At 44.2% G+C, this 19,709-nt stretch carries 17 protein-coding genes and 1 pseudogene; 1 reads left to right on the forward strand and 17 read right to left on the reverse strand.

Features of this window, described 5'->3' with window-relative positions; all coding sequences use genetic code 11:
* Positions 1 to 116 precede the first annotated feature (116 nt).
* The 7 genes from ACTQWB_RS10225 to ACTQWB_RS10255 form a co-directional block, all read right to left on the reverse strand.
* Entirely contained in the window at positions 117 to 1,235 is a 1,119-nt protein-coding gene (locus ACTQWB_RS10225) for a cell division protein FtsQ/DivIB (RefSeq protein WP_441501703.1), read from the reverse strand.
* A 6-nt stretch (positions 1,236 to 1,241) separates the two neighbouring features.
* Entirely contained in the window at positions 1,242 to 2,510 is a 1,269-nt protein-coding gene (murA, locus tag ACTQWB_RS10230) for a UDP-N-acetylglucosamine 1-carboxyvinyltransferase (protein ID WP_441501702.1), read from the reverse strand.
* Positions 2,511 to 2,617: 107 nt separating this feature from the next.
* Positions 2,618 to 3,712: an FtsW/RodA/SpoVE family cell cycle protein gene (locus ACTQWB_RS10235; protein ID WP_441501701.1), complete on the reverse strand. Its 1,095-nt coding sequence runs from the start codon at positions 3,710 to 3,712 to the stop codon at positions 2,618 to 2,620.
* Positions 3,713 to 3,783: 71 nt separating this feature from the next.
* A complete protein-coding gene (murD, locus tag ACTQWB_RS10240; protein ID WP_441501700.1) occupies positions 3,784 to 5,139 on the reverse strand; it encodes a UDP-N-acetylmuramoyl-L-alanine--D-glutamate ligase in 1,356 nt (451 codons plus the stop codon).
* Between the two features lie 22 nt (positions 5,140 to 5,161).
* On the reverse strand, positions 5,162 to 6,118 hold the full coding sequence (mraY, locus tag ACTQWB_RS10245) for a phospho-N-acetylmuramoyl-pentapeptide-transferase (RefSeq protein WP_441501699.1): 957 nt from the start codon (positions 6,116 to 6,118) through the stop codon (positions 5,162 to 5,164).
* Positions 6,119 to 6,201: 83 nt separating this feature from the next.
* Positions 6,202 to 7,920, reverse strand: coding sequence for a peptidoglycan D,D-transpeptidase FtsI family protein (locus ACTQWB_RS10250; RefSeq protein ID WP_441501698.1), 1,719 nt, complete (start codon positions 7,918 to 7,920; stop codon positions 6,202 to 6,204).
* A gap of 180 nt (positions 7,921 to 8,100) precedes the next feature.
* Entirely contained in the window at positions 8,101 to 10,236 is a 2,136-nt protein-coding gene (locus ACTQWB_RS10255) for a peptidoglycan D,D-transpeptidase FtsI family protein (protein WP_441501697.1), read from the reverse strand.
* A 163-nt stretch (positions 10,237 to 10,399) separates the two neighbouring features.
* Here ACTQWB_RS10255 and ACTQWB_RS10260 point away from each other — a divergent pair, with 163 nt between their 5' ends.
* Entirely contained in the window at positions 10,400 to 10,465 is a 66-nt protein-coding gene (locus ACTQWB_RS10260; RefSeq protein WP_441501727.1) for a DUF6783 domain-containing protein, read from the forward strand.
* Here the strand turns inward: ACTQWB_RS10260 and ACTQWB_RS10265 are convergent.
* The 10 genes and pseudogenes from ACTQWB_RS10265 to rsgA all read right to left on the reverse strand — a co-directional run.
* Positions 10,442 to 10,522 (reverse strand): annotated as a pseudogene (locus tag ACTQWB_RS10265) (DUF6783 domain-containing protein); the annotation flags it as partial. The gene ACTQWB_RS10260 and the pseudogene ACTQWB_RS10265 overlap by 24 nt on opposite strands.
* A 13-nt stretch (positions 10,523 to 10,535) precedes the next feature.
* Positions 10,536 to 11,093: a septum formation initiator family protein gene (locus ACTQWB_RS10270; protein ID WP_441501696.1), complete on the reverse strand. Its 558-nt coding sequence runs from the start codon at positions 11,091 to 11,093 to the stop codon at positions 10,536 to 10,538.
* A gap of 128 nt (positions 11,094 to 11,221) precedes the next feature.
* Positions 11,222 to 12,196, reverse strand: coding sequence for a 16S rRNA (cytosine(1402)-N(4))-methyltransferase RsmH (gene rsmH, locus ACTQWB_RS10275; protein WP_441501695.1), 975 nt, complete (start codon positions 12,194 to 12,196; stop codon positions 11,222 to 11,224).
* A 35-nt stretch (positions 12,197 to 12,231) separates the two neighbouring features.
* Complete coding sequence (gene mraZ, locus ACTQWB_RS10280; protein ID WP_441501694.1) at positions 12,232 to 12,663, reverse strand: division/cell wall cluster transcriptional repressor MraZ; 432 nt, start codon at positions 12,661 to 12,663, stop codon at positions 12,232 to 12,234.
* Positions 12,664 to 13,056: 393 nt separating this feature from the next.
* Complete coding sequence (gene lgt, locus ACTQWB_RS10285) at positions 13,057 to 14,463, reverse strand: prolipoprotein diacylglyceryl transferase (RefSeq protein ID WP_441501693.1); 1,407 nt, start codon at positions 14,461 to 14,463, stop codon at positions 13,057 to 13,059.
* Positions 14,464 to 14,539: 76 nt separating this feature from the next.
* Positions 14,540 to 15,637 carry a redox-regulated ATPase YchF gene (ychF, locus tag ACTQWB_RS10290; protein ID WP_441501692.1) on the reverse strand — a complete coding sequence of 366 codons (1,098 nt, stop codon included), beginning with the start codon at positions 15,635 to 15,637 and terminating at the stop codon, positions 14,540 to 14,542.
* Between the two features lie 183 nt (positions 15,638 to 15,820).
* A complete protein-coding gene (locus tag ACTQWB_RS10295) occupies positions 15,821 to 17,428 on the reverse strand; it encodes a tetratricopeptide repeat-containing diguanylate cyclase (protein WP_441501691.1) in 1,608 nt (535 codons plus the stop codon).
* Positions 17,429 to 17,465: 37 nt separating this feature from the next.
* Positions 17,466 to 18,143, reverse strand: coding sequence for a thiamine diphosphokinase (locus tag ACTQWB_RS10300; RefSeq protein WP_441501690.1), 678 nt, complete (start codon positions 18,141 to 18,143; stop codon positions 17,466 to 17,468).
* Between the two features lie 8 nt (positions 18,144 to 18,151).
* Positions 18,152 to 18,823 carry a ribulose-phosphate 3-epimerase gene (gene rpe / locus ACTQWB_RS10305; protein WP_441501689.1) on the reverse strand — a complete coding sequence of 224 codons (672 nt, stop codon included), beginning with the start codon at positions 18,821 to 18,823 and terminating at the stop codon, positions 18,152 to 18,154.
* A gap of 4 nt (positions 18,824 to 18,827) precedes the next feature.
* A complete protein-coding gene (rsgA, locus tag ACTQWB_RS10310) occupies positions 18,828 to 19,706 on the reverse strand; it encodes a ribosome small subunit-dependent GTPase A (protein WP_441501688.1) in 879 nt (292 codons plus the stop codon).
* Positions 19,707 to 19,709: the final 3 nt, after the last annotated feature.

Raw genomic sequence — 19,709 nt, forward strand, 5'->3', positions numbered from 1 at the left:
TTTCAGCAAATATATACCAAGCTGCATATAGCTATATCATATATTTTTTTTATGAATTTATCAACCACTAATTTTGTTTTTTTTAGACTTTTTTCTCGAAATCTGCGGTTATTTCCTTAATATTCCTCTTCATCACCGCTATAATCTTCTTCATTATAGTCTTCTTCCTGGGTATCGCTGTAATCTTCCGTATAATCTGTGGTATCTCCTTCGTCGCCCCCATCACTGTTTTCATTTGGATTTGGGCCTACATAGTTTCCATCTTTATCCAGCTGGCCATAGCCGGTGTAGCTTCCATCTTCCATGTAACCACCAAGCCAGCTGCCATTTGCAGCGATACTCTCCTCCGTAGGTTTCGGACCCACATAGTTCAGGTTCTCATCATATTCGCCCTCGCCTGTATAGTCCCCTTCCTCGTCATAACCGCCATGCCAGTTTGCAAGTGCATTCTCATAAGCCGCTGCCGTATCCACGCTCTGTATGATTCCATCTTCTCCAAGATCCTGCTCGAATGTAATGGTCTTGGAATTATCATTTACATTTTCCAGGTGAAGAATTCCTTTTTTGCCGGAAAGCTTGGGCAAAATAGCGCTGACACGTGTCATCTTATCCTCCAGATACTCGTCCTTGCCAAGCATAACCTTCACATCTCCATAAGTAAGCGTAATCTGATAATTGGCGTCAAATTCAATATGATCCGGTATGGCATTGTTTTTTTGGAAAATAGTAGACAACGCCACAGCCGTAGTAAGGACAGAGCTTCCCTTGATCGGAAGTTTCTCACCTTTGATCACGTGACTTACTTCAATGCCGTCAAAAAAAGGCACCAGCTCATCCCTGTTCTTAGAACTTTCAATAAATGTCCCATTCCGGTCAAAATAGACATAACTGTCCAGATAGGGAATACAGCCGACTGCTTTTTTCTCCCGCACGCTGACACAGATACTATTGTGAGAAAGGCTTGTGATATTGAATCCTTCCACAAAAGGCACATCCTGCACATCAACCCTGGAATGGAGCAAAACTGCAAGAACAGAATTATCCGTAAATGCCCCCTGCAAGGCCATTGTCTTTATTTCCTCATCCGAATAGCGGGTGGTTCCCATTACCTCCACATTCGTCACATGAAAATAAGAAAAGAAAAAGACCAGGCCTGCAAGCAGAACTGCCCCCAGGGCACCCCAGATTGCTTTCTTATGTTTTCTATAGATCAGCTTCATTTTCAGTGATTTCATATATTATTATTCCTGCATCCTTTTTACTGCTGCTCCCAGCATATTAAGATCCTGGCAGATATGTTCGTAGCCCCTTTGTACATAAGAATAGCCATCCAGTATGGTAACACCTCCTGCCGCAAGTCCCCCAAGAATAAGTGCTGCGCCGCCTCTTAATTCCCAGGCCTTTACAGTCGTTCCATGAAGTTCCTTTCCTCCATAAACCAAGGCTTTCCTTCCCTGAATCCGGATATCTGCCCCCATCTTTACCATCTGCTGTGCTGCCTTAAAACGGTCTTCAAAAACATTTTCACAGATACAGCTTCTCCCTTTTACCGTAGTAAGAACTGCCATCACGGGGGACTGAAGGTCTGTGGGAAATTCCGGATAGGCGCCAGTCTTTAGCATTGGGGCCGGGCTTTGAACATTTTCTCCATCGACTATTAGTTTACCACTGTTACCTTTATATTGTCCACCCATTTTCCGATATACTTCCAGAAAGGAATCCAATTCCCCATCCGGGAAATTTTCCAGGGTGATCCGGCTTCTGGTTATGGCGGCAGCACAAATATATGTGCCCGCTACAATACGGTCTGGCGGAACCTGCATGCAGCCTCCATTTAACCTTCCAACACCATGAATTTTTATTTTTCCGGTTCCATCTCCATGGATTTTTGCTCCCATAGACCTAAGATACCTGCAAAGCCATACAATTTCCGGCTCACGGGCACAATTTTCCAATACTGTTTTCCCATCTGCCAGTACAGCTCCAAGAATCCCCTGCTGGGTAGCTCCTACACTCTTTTTTGGAAAAGAAACAACGGTTCCTTTCATTTTGGAGCATTCTGCTGTCAAAATCCCCTCTTCCTCCGTAATCACAGCTCCCAGATTCCGAAGTACCAGAAGATGCAGGTCAATAGGTCTTTTTCCGATCACACAGCCACCAGGATAACCCAGGCTTCCTTTCCCATTTCTTGCAAGAAGTGCTCCCAATAAGATCACTGAAGAGCGCATTTTCCCTGTAAATAAAAAAGGGACTGACCATTTTGTGGCATTTGTACAATCCATGTACAGATCATGGTCTTCCCACCAGGTCACGGCTCCCAGATTCCGGAGGATTTCTTCCATGCAAAAAACGTCTGCGATCCGCGGACAGCCTTTGAGTACACTGACTCCCTCGTGTAAAAGAGATGCCGCCATCATGGGCAGTGCTGCATTCTTGGATCCCTGTATGGAGATACTTCCCTTCAGCTGGTGTCCCCCTTCAATGTATATCCGGTCATTCAAGCCATTCACTCCTAAAGGGCCTCTTACTTTTTATTATATGCATTTTTGCCCTTTGCTGTCATTCACTTCCCATTTTTTACTGCTCAGCTGCCAGGCACGAATTAAACAGCAACTGATCATTCCATTACCATCCTCCTGCTCACGCTAAGCGCCAGCCCCATTTCCCCAAGGAGAAAAACAACAGACGTTCCTCCATAGCTGATAAAAGGAAGGGTGATTCCTGTATTTGGAATGGTATTGGTTACCACTGCAATATTCAGAAGCACCTGGATTGCCATATGACTCATGATCCCGCTGCAGATCAGGGTTCCCGCCAGGTCCCTGCAATGCAGGGCGATCACCATCAGCCGCCAGATCAGAAGACCGAATATGAATATGAGCAAAAAAGCCCCTGTCATCCCAAGTTCCTCGCAGATAATAGAAAAAACCATATCATTCTGGGCTTCTGGAACAAATCCCAGCTTCTGTAAACTGCTGCCCAAACCTCTGCCAAATATTCCACCGCTTCCAATAGCATAAAGTCCCTGAATGGTCTGAAACCCTTTTTCATATTTTTCCGGATCACGCCAGATTGCCAGACGCTCGAGACGATAACTTTCTGCTGCCAGAAACACAGTGATCACAGCTACCGCAGCCGCTCCCATCCCGATAAATCTGGCATATCCGGGATCGGATACAAAAATCAAAACCACACCGATTCCAAGAATAATGATCGCAGTACTTAAATTATTGGAGCCAACCAGCCCTACCACAGGGAGCAGAGTCATCATCGTCCTGCACATAAACCAGAATCCGGCTGTCATTTTCCTGCTTTTTGTGATCTGCCAGGTGAGAAACAGAATCACGGCAGCCTTGGCAAATTCTGATGGCTGAAAAGACAACGGTCCAAAATTCAGCCATCTTTTGGAACCATTGATTTCCTGTCCCACAAATAAAACTGCTGTGGAAAGTCCCATGGACAAAAGATAGGCAGCTGGTGCCAGCCGTACAAAAAAATGATAGTCCGTCTCTCCAACAACATACATGGCAAGAAGCCCCAGTGATGTAGCAAACAACTGTTTCTTAAAATAATAGGCAGAGTCGCCGAAGCGTACCCTGCCATTATATTCACTGATGGAAAACAGCATGATCAGTCCAAATACTGCCAGAAGCAGCACAAGGATCAATAAAACCGTGTCTGTTTTCGTTTCTTTATTTTTCCCACGGATCATAAAGGTCTGCCCCTGACATTTCCTGCCTTGGTTAAAGCATATGCCCGATCTGGCGGTTCTATGAACAGAATCTACAGGGCCCTTACATACTCCTTAAACATCTCACCTCTCTGCTCATAGTTATCAAACTGTCCCCAGCTTGCGCATGCAGGAGATAAAAGAACGGCATCGCCAGAGTTTGCCTTCTGGGCGCACACCTGTACTGCCTCTTTCAGGTCTTCGCAGAGAATGATATCATGGAATCCGTTTTTCTCAGCTGCTGCCTTGATTTTTTCTTTTGTCTGACCAATCAGAACCAGGTATCTTACTTTACCGTCAAAAGCCTGGATCCACTCATCATAGCTGGATTCCTTATCATATCCTCCGCCAATAAGAAGAGTCGGACGGTTCATTGCCTGGATTCCCTTGATCGCAGCATCCGGATTGGTTCCTTTGGAATCGTTATAATATGCAACTCCATTTTTCTCTGTTACATATTCGATTCTGTGCTCCACAGCAGTAAATTCGCAAATGCTCTTACGGATGCTGTCCATACCAACACCTGCATAATAAGCCATGGCAACAGCAGCCATTACATTCTCAAAGTTATGGGTACCAAGAAGCTTCAGCTCCCCAGTCTTCACAACCGGAATCTCCTCTGTCTCTGTGCGGAGGATGATCTGGTCGCCTTCCAGGAAAATACCCTTTTCCAGTCTTCTTGCACTGGAAAAATAAACGACTTTTGGAACAATGTTCTTACCAAATTCCCGAAGCACCTCATCCTCATAATTCAATACACACACATCATCCGGGCCCTGGTTACTGGTGATCAGCTCTTTCACACGGATATATTCTGCCATTGTGTGATGGCGGTTCAGATGATCCTCTGTGATATTTAAGATCGCGCTTACCTTCGGTGCAAATTTCCAGATTGTCTCAAGCTGGAAGCTGCTGATCTCGGCAACTGTGATAGTCTCATCTGTCATCTCCAATGCCTTGGAGGTATAAGGAGTTCCAATATTTCCCACAACAAATACAGATGGACGAGCGTCCTTCATAATCTTACCCAGGAGAGCTGTTGTGGTAGTTTTTCCATTTGTTCCGGTAATTGCAAGAACTTCGCCCTTGCCAGTCTGATAAGCAAGCTCAACTTCTCCCCATACCGGAAGTCCCTGCTCATAAAAGCTCTTCACGATCGGAAGATCGGTAGGAACACCAGGACTTAACACTACCAGGTCAAGACTTTCCTGCACTTCCTGCGGCAGTTCTCCGGCATAAATCGGAAGTTCATAGTTTCCGTTAATTTTATGTAATACACTTTCTTTATCAAGATCTGCTTTTCCGTCGTAAAGCACCGGGCAGGCACCAACTGCATTCAGAAGGTCAGCAGCACCGATACCACTTTTCCCGGCTCCGAAAACCAGAACTTTCTTTCCATTTAATTCCATGATTTATTTCCTCCTTAATGCCTTACAGGGCCAAAAGGCCAACCAGGCACATAATTGCAGTTACAATGGTAAATACTGCAACCACACGGGCTTCTGACCATCCACAAAGCTCAAAATGATGATGGATGGGAGCCATTTTGAAAATACGTTTGCCATGTGTAGCTTTAAAGTATGTTACCTGGATCATAACGGACAGCACCTCAACCAGGTAGATCAGTCCTACGATCAGGATAAACAGCGGCATCTGCAGCATATAGGCCACACCAGCCACGAATCCGCCTAATGCCAGGGATCCTGTATCTCCCATAAATACACTTGCTGGATATACATTATAAAGTAAAAATCCCATCAGGCCACCGATAACCGCGCAGGTAACCGGCTCAATCCCAGACTGGGTTCCAATGGATACGACCGTGAAAAATACTGCTACGATCAATGTAACACTGGTGGCAAGACCGTCTACCCCATCGGTAAAGTTCACGCCATTGACTGTTCCGATCACGGCGAAAAACAGTACCGGTACTGCCAGCCAACCAAGGTTCAGATAATGTCCGCTCCAGAACGGGATGCGCATGGTCAGTGATACATCTGTGTATTTCAGCAGATAGAACGTAAAAATACCGGTTACCACTACCTGAAGCAGAAATTTCTGCCAGGGAAGAAGTCCGTCAGATCTGCGGAGCACTACCTTCAGATAATCATCCAGAAAACCGATCAGTCCGAATCCCAGTGTCAGAAACAGCACTGGAATGATCTTGGGGTAATCTTTTACATAAAACAATGATGTAATAATCGTGGATATCAGAAAGATCACGCCGCCCATGGTCGGGGTTCCGGCTTTTTTCAGATGGGACTGTACGCCCTCTGTCCTCTCTGTCTGTCCCATTTTTAGCTTACGCAAAAAAGGGATGATAACAGGTCCTAATACAGCACTGATTGCAAAAGAAATCAGCACCGGGATCACAATATGAAATTCCATCCTCACACCTCTTTAACTCTTTCGTTTTTTCTTTTTAGTATAAAGCTTTTCCCCTTATTTATCAACCCATAGGTTTGTTTTCGTCAGATTTCCCCGCTGGCAATGACCGCCTCAAAAATATTTTTTATAACTGGTGCGGCAATAGTCCCTCCATAATACACTCCCTGTGGATCGTGAATGATGCAAAGTCCAAGGATCTGTGGATTTTCTGCCGGCATAAAGCCTAAAAAAGAGGAAATATAGCGATTGGCACTTCTGGGCAAGGTCTGGGAAGTAGCAGTTTTTCCCCCAACGGTATGTCCCTCAATCTGCGCATTTCTACCGGAGCCTTCTGATACTACTTTTTCCAGAATTCCTCTTACCGTTTCCGATGTTTTTTCGGAAACAATGCCCTCTTCTACCGGATATTCCAGCTTTCTTGCGCTGGTACCATCGTGACTTAAAACAGACACCCCAAAATGAGGCGTGATCCTCCTGCCACCATTGATCAAAGAACTGACAGTGGCTGCCAGCTGGATTGGTGTGATCTGAAAAGACTGTCCAAATGCTACCGTTGCCAGCTCTACCTCGCCCATATTCTCCATCTTATGCATGATCGTCCCTGCCTCCCCGGGCAGATCCACACCGGTCTTTTTCAACAGCCCAAACTGTTGGAAATAGTGATAATATTTTTCCACGCCAAGACGTAATCCTACCTCGATAAAAACCGGATTGCATGAATTCTGTGCTCCCTCCACAAAGCTTTGGGATCCATGTCCCGTGCGCCTTGCGCAGTGAATCCTTCTGTCCTCCACCAGCTTATAGCCAGGACAATAAAACCGGTCATTTACAGTTACCACGCCAGCCTCCAGCCCTGCAGACATGGTTATGATCTTAAATGTGGAGCCCGGCTCATATGTATCATTCAGACAGGGATTTCTCCACATCTGATTCAGCAGATCCTGTTTTTCCTTTTCACTCATCTTTGCTGTATCCACATCTGTATTAAGGGTAAAGGGATCGTTCAGATCAAACTCCGGCACGTTCACACACACATAAATTTCCCCGTTCTGGGGATTCATAAGCAGAATGGAAACCCTCTTTGCCTGTTTTTCCTCCATCACTTTCAAGGCTGCCTGCTGGGCATACTGCTGCAGATCTGCATCCAGGCTTATTTTCAGATTTTCACCAGGTACAGGATCTTCTCTGGTTTCTCCGATCTGGTCAATTTCTACCCCTCTGGCATCTGTTGTGGTCAGAATTTTCCCTGCCTGCCCTTTCAGGATCTCCTCATATTTTACTTCCAGGCCAATAATCCCCTGGTTATCACCTCCTGTAAATCCAAGCACCTTGGAGGCCAGTGAACCATAGGGATAATACCTTTTATAGTCTTCATCTACTTTCACGCCATCCAATCCATATTCCCGTATCTCATCTCCCACAGATTTTTCCACATTTGTTTTAATTTTTTCAATAGAAGATACTTTTTCCACTCTTTTTCGGATTGTCGCGGTATCCATTCCCAATTCCTTAGCCAAAACCGCAATTACTTTTTCCGGATCTTTTATCTGGCTGTGTATGACAGAAATGGTACATACGGTTTTGTTGTCTGCCAGAACCCGTCCTTTTGCATCCAGAATCTGCCCTCTTGCAGCTTTGATCGCACGCTCTCTTTCATGGAGATCCTGCGCCTTCTGGTAATAGTAATCGGATTTGAAGCCCATAAGATAAACCAGTCTTCCTGCAAGTCCCAGAAGCATCAACGCACAGACCAGAAATACCAGCCAGATTTTTTTCCTGTGAAAAGTCATGGTTTTTTTCATAAAAAAATCCCCATCTGAAATTATCATAATAATATATGCGGATGCCAGGGACAAAAGGTCAAAAAACTGTTCGTACTTGCACGATAAAACTTTTGCCCCTGACATCCTATGATAATTTCAGGTAAGGTTATATGTTATATTATGTGGAACTGGCAGATTGTAAGAGTGCTTCCTGGCTTTTTAATCAAGCCCGGCCTCCTCATTTGTCAAACCTTCACTTTCCATATTGTTATCCTCGATCGGATTGGTATTGTCCTCTGGCGGTCCTGGAACATTCGTATCAGAAACTGCCTCCGGCAAAGTGTCCCCAGCTGATCCGCTGTAAGAATCACCTAATCCGTCCAGATTGGAGGATTTGACATAATTGCCATTTTCATCTACCTGATAACTTCCATCACTGTTCAGAAGATATCCGTTTTCATCAATTCGGTTTCCATCCCAGTCAATACGGTTGCCATCGCCATCCACCAGATTTCCATTCTCATCAATCTGGCTGTCGGACACAGTATTTACATGTCCATTGAAATTCTCCCACAGCTCTGTCGTCGGAATTGTTCCATCTGTAGATTCATCCGGCTGGATGTTCATATATGGAAGAAGCTCGGAAAGAATCGCCTGTGCCACATACTGGGGATAAATACTGCTGGCCTGATCCTCAACATGCGGCTCATCAATTACTACATAGATCAGAACCTGTGGATCCTCAACCGGCGCAAATCCGATAAAAGAAACTACATATTTTCCATTTCCACGTGGAAATTTCTCAGCTGTTCCTGTTTTACCGCCTGAGCTGTATCCCTGTACCTTGGATGTCATACTGGTACCCTGCTCCACACTGGCCTGCATATAGCTTCGGATATCTGCCGAAATGCTGGAAGAAATCGTCTGCTTCTGCAGCAATGGATTGATTGTCTTCACAGTTGCTCCACTTGCGTCTTTAATTTTTGTCACAAGATGAGGCTGATAGTAATACCCACCGTTGATGACCGAACACATGGCATTGATTTCCTGGATCATGGTGCAGCTGAAGCCCTGTCCAAATGCGGAACATGCAAGCTCTGTTTCTTTCATAGTCTCTTTGGTATGCATGATACCATAGCCTTCATTTGGAAGATCGATTCCTGTACGGCTACCGAAATTAAATGTACTCTGTGCTTTCAGGAAATTTTCCACTCCCATTTTCGCACCGATCTGCATCATGGCATCATTACAGGAATTGGCGATTACTTCTGCCAGTGTTTCTGTTCCATGTCCATAGATATTTGCACACTTAATGGTAGTCATGTTTCCTGGCACACCAAAGTTCTGGAAACCATCACAGTAGAAAGTATCGCTTGTGGAAATTTTCCCCTGCTCAAGTGCCGCTGCCATAACAATAGGCTTTACTACAGAACCTGGTTCATAAATATCCGTAACGCAGAAATTATTCCACATGGCACTCAGTGCATCCATCGTCTCGCTGTCATTCATTGCGGCGATCTCATCTGAAGAATATAAAGAAGAAAGATCACGGGGATCATTCAGATCGTACCGGTCTCCTCCATCCATTGCAAGAATTTCCCCGGTTGAAGGATCCTCTACGATTACTCCGATATTTTTTGCACCTGTAGATTCCTTAAAAGCATTTACCCATTTCTCCACGATCTGCTGGGTTCCAAGATCAAGACTTATCTCCAGGCTGTTTCCATCCGTCGCTTCAATGATGGTCTGTTCTACGTTGGAATCATCATTGAAATATCCATACTGGCGGCCGTCCGTTCCTGTCAGACTGCTGTTATAATAGCCTTCCAGTCCATAATCTGCGGTATCTCTGGAAAAGGTGAACCCAAGGGTATCGCAGGCCAGCTCATTGTACGGATAAACTCTGAGATAGTCCTCTTCAAACCAGATGCCTTGTATATTGTTCTTTTCTTTAATCTCTTCCGGTGTCATCATTGTATCTTCAGGTACACTGCAGTAATCCTCAAATGCCTTTTTTTCATCCATGGAAACCTGCTTCTTTACCACCTGGTACTGACTTTCTTTTGTTTTCTCAGAAGTGAGCCGTGTACGAAGGTCGCCTTCATCCAATCCAAATATTTCCACCAGTGCTTTTACCGTAGGATCAATGTAATCTTCATCCGAGTTTACTGCTTTACAATCCAGTACAACATTATACACCTTGTTGCTGGTTGCCAGAACATTTCCATTCCGGTCATAAATGGTGCCGCGTTTTGCTGGCATGGTGCGGTTCTCATATTTCTGCTGGGCCTGGCTCAGCACCTGTTTCTTGTATTTTTCACCGCTGTGCAGATTGTAATAGGTTACAACTGCCAATAAAACGACTAAAGCTCCCAATACTATCAGAAATAGTATTGACAGCTTGTTTTTCATAATGTGATTTATTTTTTTTATTGGTTTTCTTTTCTTTTTTCTCTCTGAAGTACTCAATCAAACACCTGCCTTCTCTGGAGTGTGTTTAAAAAAGGCTTTCTGCAAGATGTGCGTCATAATTTGTGAGAGATTTTGTCCGATTGAGGGAGGCGTAGTGGGCTACGCCGACTGAAAGAGGGCAAAAACTCCCGCAAAATAGGACGTGCAGATTGCAGGAATGATTTTTCAAACACGCTCTAACCTTACTTTCCGGTTACGTCCTGATACTGCCTTACATAGCTGCCGCCTTCTGTAGTATAGGTTTCCGTCTGCTGGTTGCTTGGATATTTCATGCCCAGACGTCCGATGGCAATCTTTCTGATTCTTTCAAGATCAATGTTTGAAGTCACCTGACTCTCGTAAGCGTCATTGTCTTCTTTTAATTCTGCCAGCTGGGTTTCAAGAGAAGCCAGCTGATTTCTTTTACTTGTGCATTCCGTCTTCAGTCTCAGATAATTAATACTGCAAAACACGATCACAATACCAAGTGCAGCCAGGAATATAGCAAAGTTACGGTTCATATTGCTGGCCTTGGCGCGGTTTCTGCGAGTTTCCCGGCTAAGAGGCTTACTCTGCCGTGTCACCTGCTGCCTGGGCGTAAATTCTGGTTTTGCATTTTTCTTCCGAGCCGAATGCTCTGGCTGACGATATTCACGTTTCTGTGGAACTTCCTGGATCTTCCGGACAGTATTACCGTCAACATACGTATTTTGTGAACGTCTTCCGGACGTAGTATGAGTATGTCTGCCTGTCTCCGCCATTTTTTACCCTTCTTTTAAAATTTTCGTAACTGTTCAGAGCCAACCTCCAAAATGCGACCCATTTCGTCAGTGTGGCGTATACGCCAAATGGATTTTTGTACAAAAGTATTCGTTCATGCAAGCATGACTCACACTTTTGTACGAAAATCCGCTTGGCTCTGAACAGTTACAAATTTTCTTTCAAATATTCTAAGTTTAGCGCTCTTAGAACGCGGGTTCTCTTCCATTTCTGCATCACTTGGAAGGATCGGCTTCCTTGTGATCACTCTCCCCTTGGATTTCTTCCCGCACACACACACCGGAAAATCCGGCGGACACGTACACGGGTTCTCATTCTTTCGGAAGATCGTCTTAACAATCCTGTCCTCCAAAGAATGGAACGTAATAATACACAGTCTTCCACCGTCATCTAAAAGATCAATCATCCCGTCAAGGGAATCACGAAGTACATCCAGTTCTTTGTTCAGCTCAATCCGGATAGCCTGGAAAGTACGCTTGGCAGGATGACCTCCTGCTGCCTGTATTTTCATGGGAATTGATTCCCGGATGATCTGTGTAAGCTGGCCTGTAGTCCTGATCGGTGCCTGCTGTCTTGCTGCTACAATATGCTTCGCAATATTTTTAGCAAATTTATCTTCACCGTAATCGCGGATAATGCGATACAGTTCTCTTTCTTCATAACCATTAACAATGTCACTGGCGGTCTGCGTCTGTCTCTGATCCATGCGCATATCAAGAGGTGCATCTACACGGTAAGTAAAGCCACGCTCTTCATTATCCAGCTGATATGAGGATACTCCCAGATCCAGAACAATGCCGTCAACCTTATGGATTCCCCTTGCGGCAAGCTCCTGCACCATGTAACAATAATTGCTGCGAATGATTGTCACCTGGTCAAAGGCGGCAAGCCGTTCACTCGCAGCAATTATCGCATCCTGGTCTTGATCTATACCAATAAATCTCCCCTTGGCAGAAAGTTTCCTGCATACCTCTATGGCATGTCCTGCGCCGCCCAAAGTGCCATCCACATAGATTCCATCCGGCTTGATATTAAGCCCGCCAACGGTCTCGTCCAGTAATACAGATTTGTGTTTGAATTCCATTTCCGTCTCCTGTTGGATTATCGCTTATTCTATGCTCAGATGACGATTCCCATGTTCTCCATGCTCTGGGCAATACTGTCCATATCGTCATAATCGCAATTCTCGCTCCATTTCTCTTTGCTCCAGACTTCTACTCTGTTCAGATTACCTGCCAGAATAACATCCTTCTCCAGACCAGCGAACTCACGTAACGTCTGTGGTACGAGAATTCTCCCCTGCTTATCCAGTTCACATGTTGTTGCGCCTGCAACAAAAAATCGCGAAAAGGCTCTAGCGTCTTTGTTTGTAAGTGGTAATGCACGGAGCTTCTCTTCAAAGGCTTCCCATTCATCCATAGGATAAAGATAGAGACAACCATCAAGCCCTCTGGTCAGAACGAATTCTTCTCCTAAGGGTTCCCTGAATTTCGCCGGGATGATCAGACGCCCCTTCGCGTCGATCGTATGATTGTACTCGCCCATGAACATAAAACTCACCTACTCTCGTGAGATACAAGTCTCCCCCTCGTATCTCATGATGGGAAACAAATGGAAGTTCTGCCACTTCGTCCCCATTTGTCACCACTTTTCTCCACTTCCTACCACTTATGAAATCATTCTAACCCATTTGCTCCTAAATTACAAGTGGGAAATTATGAATTAAGTTACATAATTCTGTTACAAACTCCTTACAGTCGCTTAGAAATAGGGGGCTGGAGCCAAAAAACATTTTTTATTCGAAAAGCTTTTATATTTTTTTAGTTTTGAAAGCGTCAAAAAAGCGTCACTTAGTGGGGACTGTTCCCACCGAAGTGACGCTTTTTGAATATTTTTCTTTTTAACAGTTTTTAGCCCAGTTTCACATATCTGGCAATCATAGAATCAATCTTCCTGCTGACCGGCAGGTTTTTTCGCAAATCGCCGCGGCTTGCTATACAGCCATTCATCATCTTCTGAAAATGATGGATTCTTTGCAGCAGAAGCTGTTTCTTCAGAAGCATGATCAATGCTTTCCACTGTTTTTTCAGACTCCTCATTTTCCGCCAGATTTTCATCCTGCGAAGCGTTTTCCAGACTTCCTTTTTCCAATTTTTCATCTGGTTCTTCTTTACTTGAAGGAGCAGCTTCGCTTTTTTCCTCTGGAATTTCCTCTGACCTATCCAGTTCTTCCAGATTGCTGTTTTCTTCAGCGGAAGAATCTTCACCTTCTTCTGAATTCTCTTCGGAATTTTCTCCCGGATTGTCTCCCGGATTGTCTCCCGGATTTTCTTCATAAAATGCTGCATTTCCGGAATATGCCTCTGGTACTTCGCCTGATTTTTCATCCGCAAAAGCCCTCTCCAGCCTGATTCTGTCTCTGTACTCTTCTGCTTCAGCCTCCCTGGCAGCTCTTTCCTGTGCTTCATAGTCCTGTTCTCTCCTGCGTCTGCGCCTTGCAGCCCGCTTTTTCGCCATCGTTCCCTCAACGGCAGCAACCAGTGCGCAAATCAGAAACAATGCTGCTGAGATCAACTGGGAAACTCCTACAGAAGTACCCGGAATCAGCAACTTATCAGTCCTGAGATACTCGATCACAAATCGTCCCAGTCCATATCCAGCCAGATATCTGAGAAATACTTCTCCCTGAAAACGCTTTTTGCGTTTCCACACAAGCATGAGCAGGAATAAAAGCAGACACCAGAGACTTTCATACAGAAATGCCGGATGCACCTGAATATAAGAGATACCTCCTATGGTCTCCAGATTTTCCCGCATGGCAGAAGTCACTTCACTGGAACGTACAGCGGATAACGGAAGCTGCATAGCAAATATACTGTTTGTATACTCTCCGAAAGATTCCCTGTTAAAGAAATCTCCCCACCTTCCTATTATCTGCGCAATGATGATTCCCATGCTGGCAGTATCTGCCATCTGCATAAAAGACTTCCTGCGCACGCCGCAGTAAATAGCAGCTCCCAGAATTCCACCAAACAATCCTCCATAAAAGGAAAGACCACCATTTCTGATATTAAAGATCTGGGCAATATTCCCTTTATAAAGATTCCAGGAACAAAAAACGTACAGCAATCTGGCTCCTGCTACACCAAAAAGCAAAGAAACGATCATCATTTCCAGATAGCTGTCTTTCTCCTCACCGCAGCGTTTCGCTTCCAGGATCACAAATCCCATCCCCAGAAGCATTCCCAGAGCTATTATAAGGCCAAAAAATGTAATTTCAAATCCAAAAATTTGAATGGATTTTCCCACATAATCCAGGTTTATTCCCAGATTTGGAAACTGAATTGACATTTATGTTCTCCTTTTTCTCTCCGATCCGTATCGTTGAGCAGTATCGTCATAGGTTATTATAGGTTGTAAAAAGTTATCAGACATTAAATCTGAACAGGATCACATCTCCATCCTGGACTACGTACTCCTTACCTTCCATTCTGACCAGTCCTTTTTCTCTTGCCCCTGCATAAGAGCCGCAATCCAGAAGATCCTGGTAATTCACTACCTCTGCTTTAATGAAACCACGCTCGAAATCAGAATGGATCTTACCGGCAGCCTGAGGTGCCTTCGTTCCAATCTTAATGGTCCATGCTCTTGTCTCATCTTCTCCGGATGTAAGGAAGCTCATAAGTCCAAGCAGATGATAGCTTGCCTTTACCAGTTTCTCAAGACCGGATTCCTTCAGTCCCAGATCCTCCAGGAACATTTTCCGCTCGTCCTCATCCAGTTCGGAAATCTCTTCCTCAATCTGTGCACAGATTACAAAAATCTCACTGTTCTGCTCTGCTGCATATTTTCTTACAGCCTGTACATGTGAATTGCTGGCGCCGTCATCAGCCAGATCATCCTCTGCTACATTGGCAGCATAAATTACCGGCTTCTGTGTCAGCAGATTATAGGTTCCCATCCAGGCTTCCTCATCCTCATTTTCCAGCTCCATTGTGATAGCCATCTTGCCATCTTCCAGCCATTTCTTAATTTTCTGAAGGAAATCAAGCTCTTTGGCTGCCTCTTTATCCATACGTGCAGTTTTGGTAACCTTGGCAATTCTTCTCTCAAGGATCTCCAGATCAGAGAAAATCAGCTCCAGGTTGATGGTCTCAATGTCACGGATCGGGTCAATGCTTCCATCTACATGGATAACATTGGTATCCTCGAAGCAACGCACTACGTGAACGATTGCATCTACCTCACGGATATTGGCAAGAAACTGGTTACCAAGGCCCTCACCTTTGGAAGCTCCCTTAACCAGTCCCGCAATATCAACAAACTCTATAACAGCCGGTGTCACTTTCTTGGAATGGTAGAAATCCCCAAGCAGTGCCAGTCTCTCATCCGGCACTGTAACAACTCCCACGTTCGGGTCAATCGTACAGAATGGGTAGTTTGCAGATTCTGCGCCAGCCTTTGTCAGAGAGTTGAAAAGTGTACTTTTTCCTACATTTGGTAAACCAACGATACCTAATTTCATTTTAAATATATCCTCCTTATGTTTCTTCCGAAACATGTATTTCTACAGTAATGGGCACTTGTCTCATTTTCACTTTGCCCCATACCTATAAATCATACCACACACCGTTTGAAAAGTAAATTCTTATGTTTCCGTAAATATTGTAGAGTTCGCATTCACAGCAGCACTACGAATTTCCTTCCATTAAATAATAACTTCTGTATAGATATTTCCAATTATAAAATCATTTCTTCCTTTTCGCTTTATTTTATAAAGCATCTCATCTGCCGCATGCAGAAAATCCCAGTTCTTATTGCCCTGCCTTGGAATATCATAACAGACACCCTGGGAAAGAGTAACACAATCAGCTGTTTGGGAATATTCATGCCTGATATTCAGTTTCATTACCTCCTGCCGGAGGCCTGCCACCTTTTTGCCTACTTCCTCAAGACTCATATCGTGGTATAAAATGATAAATTCATCCCCGCCATATCTTGCACAGAAAATATGCTCATCTTCCATGCCGCGGATCAGCTCAGCCACCCTGCAGATACATTCATCGCCTGCCAGATGTCCGTAATTATCATTAAATTCTTTGAAATAATCAACATCCAGGATTTCAAATGCCAGCGGCGCCTGTCTCTTTAGACAGTCCTCCAGAAGTTTTTCTGAATAATCATTCAGACGGTAACGGTTAGCCAGCTTCGTCAGCGGGTCTGTTTCAGATTTTATGCGAAGCTCCTGTTCAAGAAGCTCCATCTGTTTGCGCCGTTCATTCTCCCGCTCCAGGCAGTTTCTCACATAAAGCATGTTTGCGATCATACTCTGGCTGTCTTTTTCCATCAGCTCTGTCAATTCATAAAAATGGATTCCCTCTACAGCAGCTTCCTTTTCCATGCCGTTTTTCTCATAATACTTCATCTTCAAAGAACTAAGCTTTCTCTGAATATTGGCAATCTCTGTATTTTTTGCAGCAGACTCCAGACGACTGATAATTTCCGGCAGTACATCATTTCTGCCAATCGTCAGAAGAACATTACAAAAATGGTACAGATCATCAAAAATTTCCATTATCGGCATATCCGATTGAATCCGCTGTCTGATTTCCTCTATGTAATGATTCGTCAGTTTAACATCACCACAGGCATGAAAAAATTCCACTTTCATGCAATCCACATATACATAATCTTCATCGTCATAATGAGGCATACATTCAATATCCAGTTTTTCCATAAACATACGGGTCTTGTCAAGATTTCCCCGATGCATATAACAGGCCGCAAGATTGGTATAGATCATGGTTTTTCGCGGAGTGTACTGGCCTGGCTCATTTCCATATAGCTTAAGCGCCCTTTCAAAATAATCAAGGGCCTCAAAGTACAGACTGTTCTCCTGATATAAGACTCCCAGATTCACATAAAAGCTGCCGATGATATCATCCAGCTTATATTGTTTGCAGTAATTGATCCCGTTGAGATAATAATCCATTCCAACAGAAATATTTCCCTTGGCAATAGACATAATCGCCATAAGATTATAAGAACGGGCTACAAGGCTCCACTGTTTTGTCTCATTCAGATATCCAAGTGCTTCCGCAATATTATGGAACATCTCTTCCGATTTGTTCAAAATGTAGTAGGACAGTCCTATGTGAAAATAAACATATCCCAAAAGAGCTTTATCCTTTGTTTCTTCCGCAATTCTTTTCAGTTCTTCACAGTATTCCAGTGATTTTTCTGTATTCTTCATACGGGTCGCACCAATCTGCTCTTTTAGCTGTACAATTCTTAACTCCGCGTCCTCTTTTCCCATAAGCCCCTCCTGACTTCCGCCAATTTTTATCTGTAATCTATTTCAGATCCCGCGACATAATCATCATAAGACTGCCTTTTTCATAAATTATCTCTGCCTGCTCCTCTGAAATTTCATTGCTGACAGTAAGCCCGCAGTCCTCAATCCTCAGGCAATACTCATTTAACGGATACTTGAATCCTTTCAGTGTAAGTCCTTCTACCTGACCGCCCACTGGGAAAAAGGATACATATTTTCCGAATTGTTTCTCCCTTTGAAGCAGCTTGCCGCTTGGTACCAGACAGATATAGTTCTGCTCATCTGCAAGTGCAATCTGAACCCCTTTTAATTTACCGAGAGTCAGGATTCCAAGATTTCCCAGAAAATGATCCAGTCTTCCGCCAGTTGCACCAAGTATGAGAATATTTTTTGCCCCCTCTTTTATTGCCAGATTTACTGCTGACTGGGTATCTGTGTCATCCTTTTCGGGAACAAGCTGTACGATTCTGGTATCCGCAAGGCTCTCCAGATAGGTCTTTCCTTCTCTGGACATACTGTCGAAATCTCCATCCACAAGATCCGGAACCAGCCCAGTCTCCCTGAAAAAGTCCATTCCCCTATCGGCAGCCATTAAAAACAGGCTTTTCTCTTTTCTCTCTTCTTTTATCTTATTAATAAAATCGAGGGCAAAATCTTTCTGGATCATGCCCCCGCTTACGATTACTGTATCTATCATGCTATCTCTCACTCGATTCTGTCGCCGATCTCTTCGATTTTTTTCTCAATATGACGGACATTTGCTGCGATATCTCCTCCAAATACCCAGGATCCTGCAACAAAAATATTTGCTCCTGCTTTCATAACTGTTTCCAGGGTACTGTCATTGATTCCACCGTCAACCTCAATATCCACATTCAGATTCTCTTTCTCGATCAGTTCTCTCAGCTCCTGAATCTTCTCTGTACACTCATCCATATATTTCTGTCCGCCAAATCCAGGCTGAACAGTCATGATCAGGACCATATCCACATCTTCAAGCATATGGCTGATATCATTTACCGGAGTAGCCGGCTTAATGGAAACTCCAACCTTCACTCCTGCATCCTTGATACGATCTATGGTTCTTTCCAGGTCTTCACATGCTTCTGCATGAACAGTGATAGAATCTGCCCCGCAATTTACAAAGTCCTGGATGTATCTTTCTGGCTCTGTCACCATAAGATGAACATCGAAAAACATCTTGGATTCTTTACGGATTGATTTGATCACCGGCATTCCAAAAGAAATGCTTGGAACAAAATCACCATCCATAACATCAATATGGAGCCATTTAACACCTTCGTTTTCAAGAATTTTAATCTGTTCGCCCAGGCGGTTAAAATCCGCTGATAAAATGGAAGGGCATAGCTGATACATAATTTTAGTATCTCCTTTTCTCTTTTAATTCCTCATATAATGCCAGATAGTCATCATAACGCAGCTGGCTGATTTTACCTTCTGCCAGTGCTTCCTTCACAGCACAGTCCGGTTCATGGATATGCATACATCCCTGGAAGCGGCACTGTGGTTCATATTTCACAAATTCCGGGAAATAATCCCGAAGCTCTTCTTCCTCCATATCTGTAAGATATAGAGAAGAAAATCCCGGAGTATCCACCAGAAAAGTATCCTTTTCCACTGGAATCACCTGGGAATGTCTGGTGGTGTGCTTTCCCCGTTTCAGCTTCTTGCTGATCTCACCGGTCTCCATCTGCACTTCACCCTGCATACAGTTGGTAATGGATGATTTCCCCACACCGGAAGGTCCTGCAACTACCGTTGTCTTCCCTCTCAGGATCTGGCGTATCTCGTCCATTCCCTCTCCTTCATAGGTACTGGAAAGTACAACATGATATCCACAGCCTGTATAAATCCCATACAGCTTTTCCAGTTCTTCTTTCTCTCCAAGATCTTTCTTGTTAAAACAAATGACAACCGGAATCCCCTGCTGTTCCATCATAATCAGAAAACGATCCAGAAGAAGAAAATTCGGCTTGGGATTTTCCATGGCAAATATCACAAACGCCTGGTCTACATTGGCGACGGCTGGCCGGATCAGGGAATTCTGACGGGGAAGAATGGCAGTCACACTGCCTTCCTTCTCCTCCTCATCCAGAACTGTAATTTCCACATTATCTCCTACCAGCGGCTTGAAATTGTCCTTCCGGAAAATCCCCTTTGCCTTACATTCGTAAATATTGCCGTCTTCTGCATAAATGTAATAAAAACCAGCAATTCCTTTAATGATCTTTCCCTGCATGGA

It is taken from the genome of Blautia sp. HCP3S3_H10_2 (assembly GCF_052122375.1).
In the GTDB taxonomy this organism is placed as follows: Bacteria; Bacillota; Clostridia; order Lachnospirales; family Lachnospiraceae; genus Blautia_A.

Excerpts from the sequence above, each read along its gene's own strand:
- ACTQWB_RS10225 (WP_441501703.1), bottom strand. The coding sequence starts at position 1,235 with ATGAAATCACTGAAAATGAAGCTGATCTATAGAAAACATAAGAAAGCA.
- ACTQWB_RS10235 (WP_441501701.1), bottom strand. The coding sequence starts at position 3,712 with ATGATCCGTGGGAAAAATAAAGAAACGAAAACAGACACGGTTTTATTG.
- murD (WP_441501700.1), bottom strand. The coding sequence starts at position 5,139 with ATGGAATTAAATGGAAAGAAAGTTCTGGTTTTCGGAGCCGGGAAAAGT.
- mraY (WP_441501699.1), bottom strand. The coding sequence starts at position 6,118 with ATGGAATTTCATATTGTGATCCCGGTGCTGATTTCTTTTGCAATCAGT.
- ACTQWB_RS10250 (WP_441501698.1), bottom strand. The coding sequence starts at position 7,920 with ATGAAAAAAACCATGACTTTTCACAGGAAAAAAATCTGGCTGGTATTT.
- ACTQWB_RS10270 (WP_441501696.1), bottom strand. The coding sequence starts at position 11,093 with ATGGCGGAGACAGGCAGACATACTCATACTACGTCCGGAAGACGTTCA.
- rsmH (WP_441501695.1), bottom strand. The coding sequence starts at position 12,196 with ATGGAATTCAAACACAAATCTGTATTACTGGACGAGACCGTTGGCGGG.
- mraZ (WP_441501694.1), bottom strand. The coding sequence starts at position 12,663 with ATGTTCATGGGCGAGTACAATCATACGATCGACGCGAAGGGGCGTCTG.
- lgt (WP_441501693.1), bottom strand. The coding sequence starts at position 14,463 with ATGTCAATTCAGTTTCCAAATCTGGGAATAAACCTGGATTATGTGGGA.
- ychF (WP_441501692.1), bottom strand. The coding sequence starts at position 15,637 with ATGAAATTAGGTATCGTTGGTTTACCAAATGTAGGAAAAAGTACACTT.
- ACTQWB_RS10295 (WP_441501691.1), bottom strand. The coding sequence starts at position 17,428 with ATGGGAAAAGAGGACGCGGAGTTAAGAATTGTACAGCTAAAAGAGCAG.
- ACTQWB_RS10300 (WP_441501690.1), bottom strand. The coding sequence starts at position 18,143 with ATGATAGATACAGTAATCGTAAGCGGGGGCATGATCCAGAAAGATTTT.
- rpe (WP_441501689.1), bottom strand. The coding sequence starts at position 18,823 with ATGTATCAGCTATGCCCTTCCATTTTATCAGCGGATTTTAACCGCCTG.
- rsgA (WP_441501688.1), bottom strand. The coding sequence starts at position 19,706 with ATGCAGGGAAAGATCATTAAAGGAATTGCTGGTTTTTATTACATTTAT.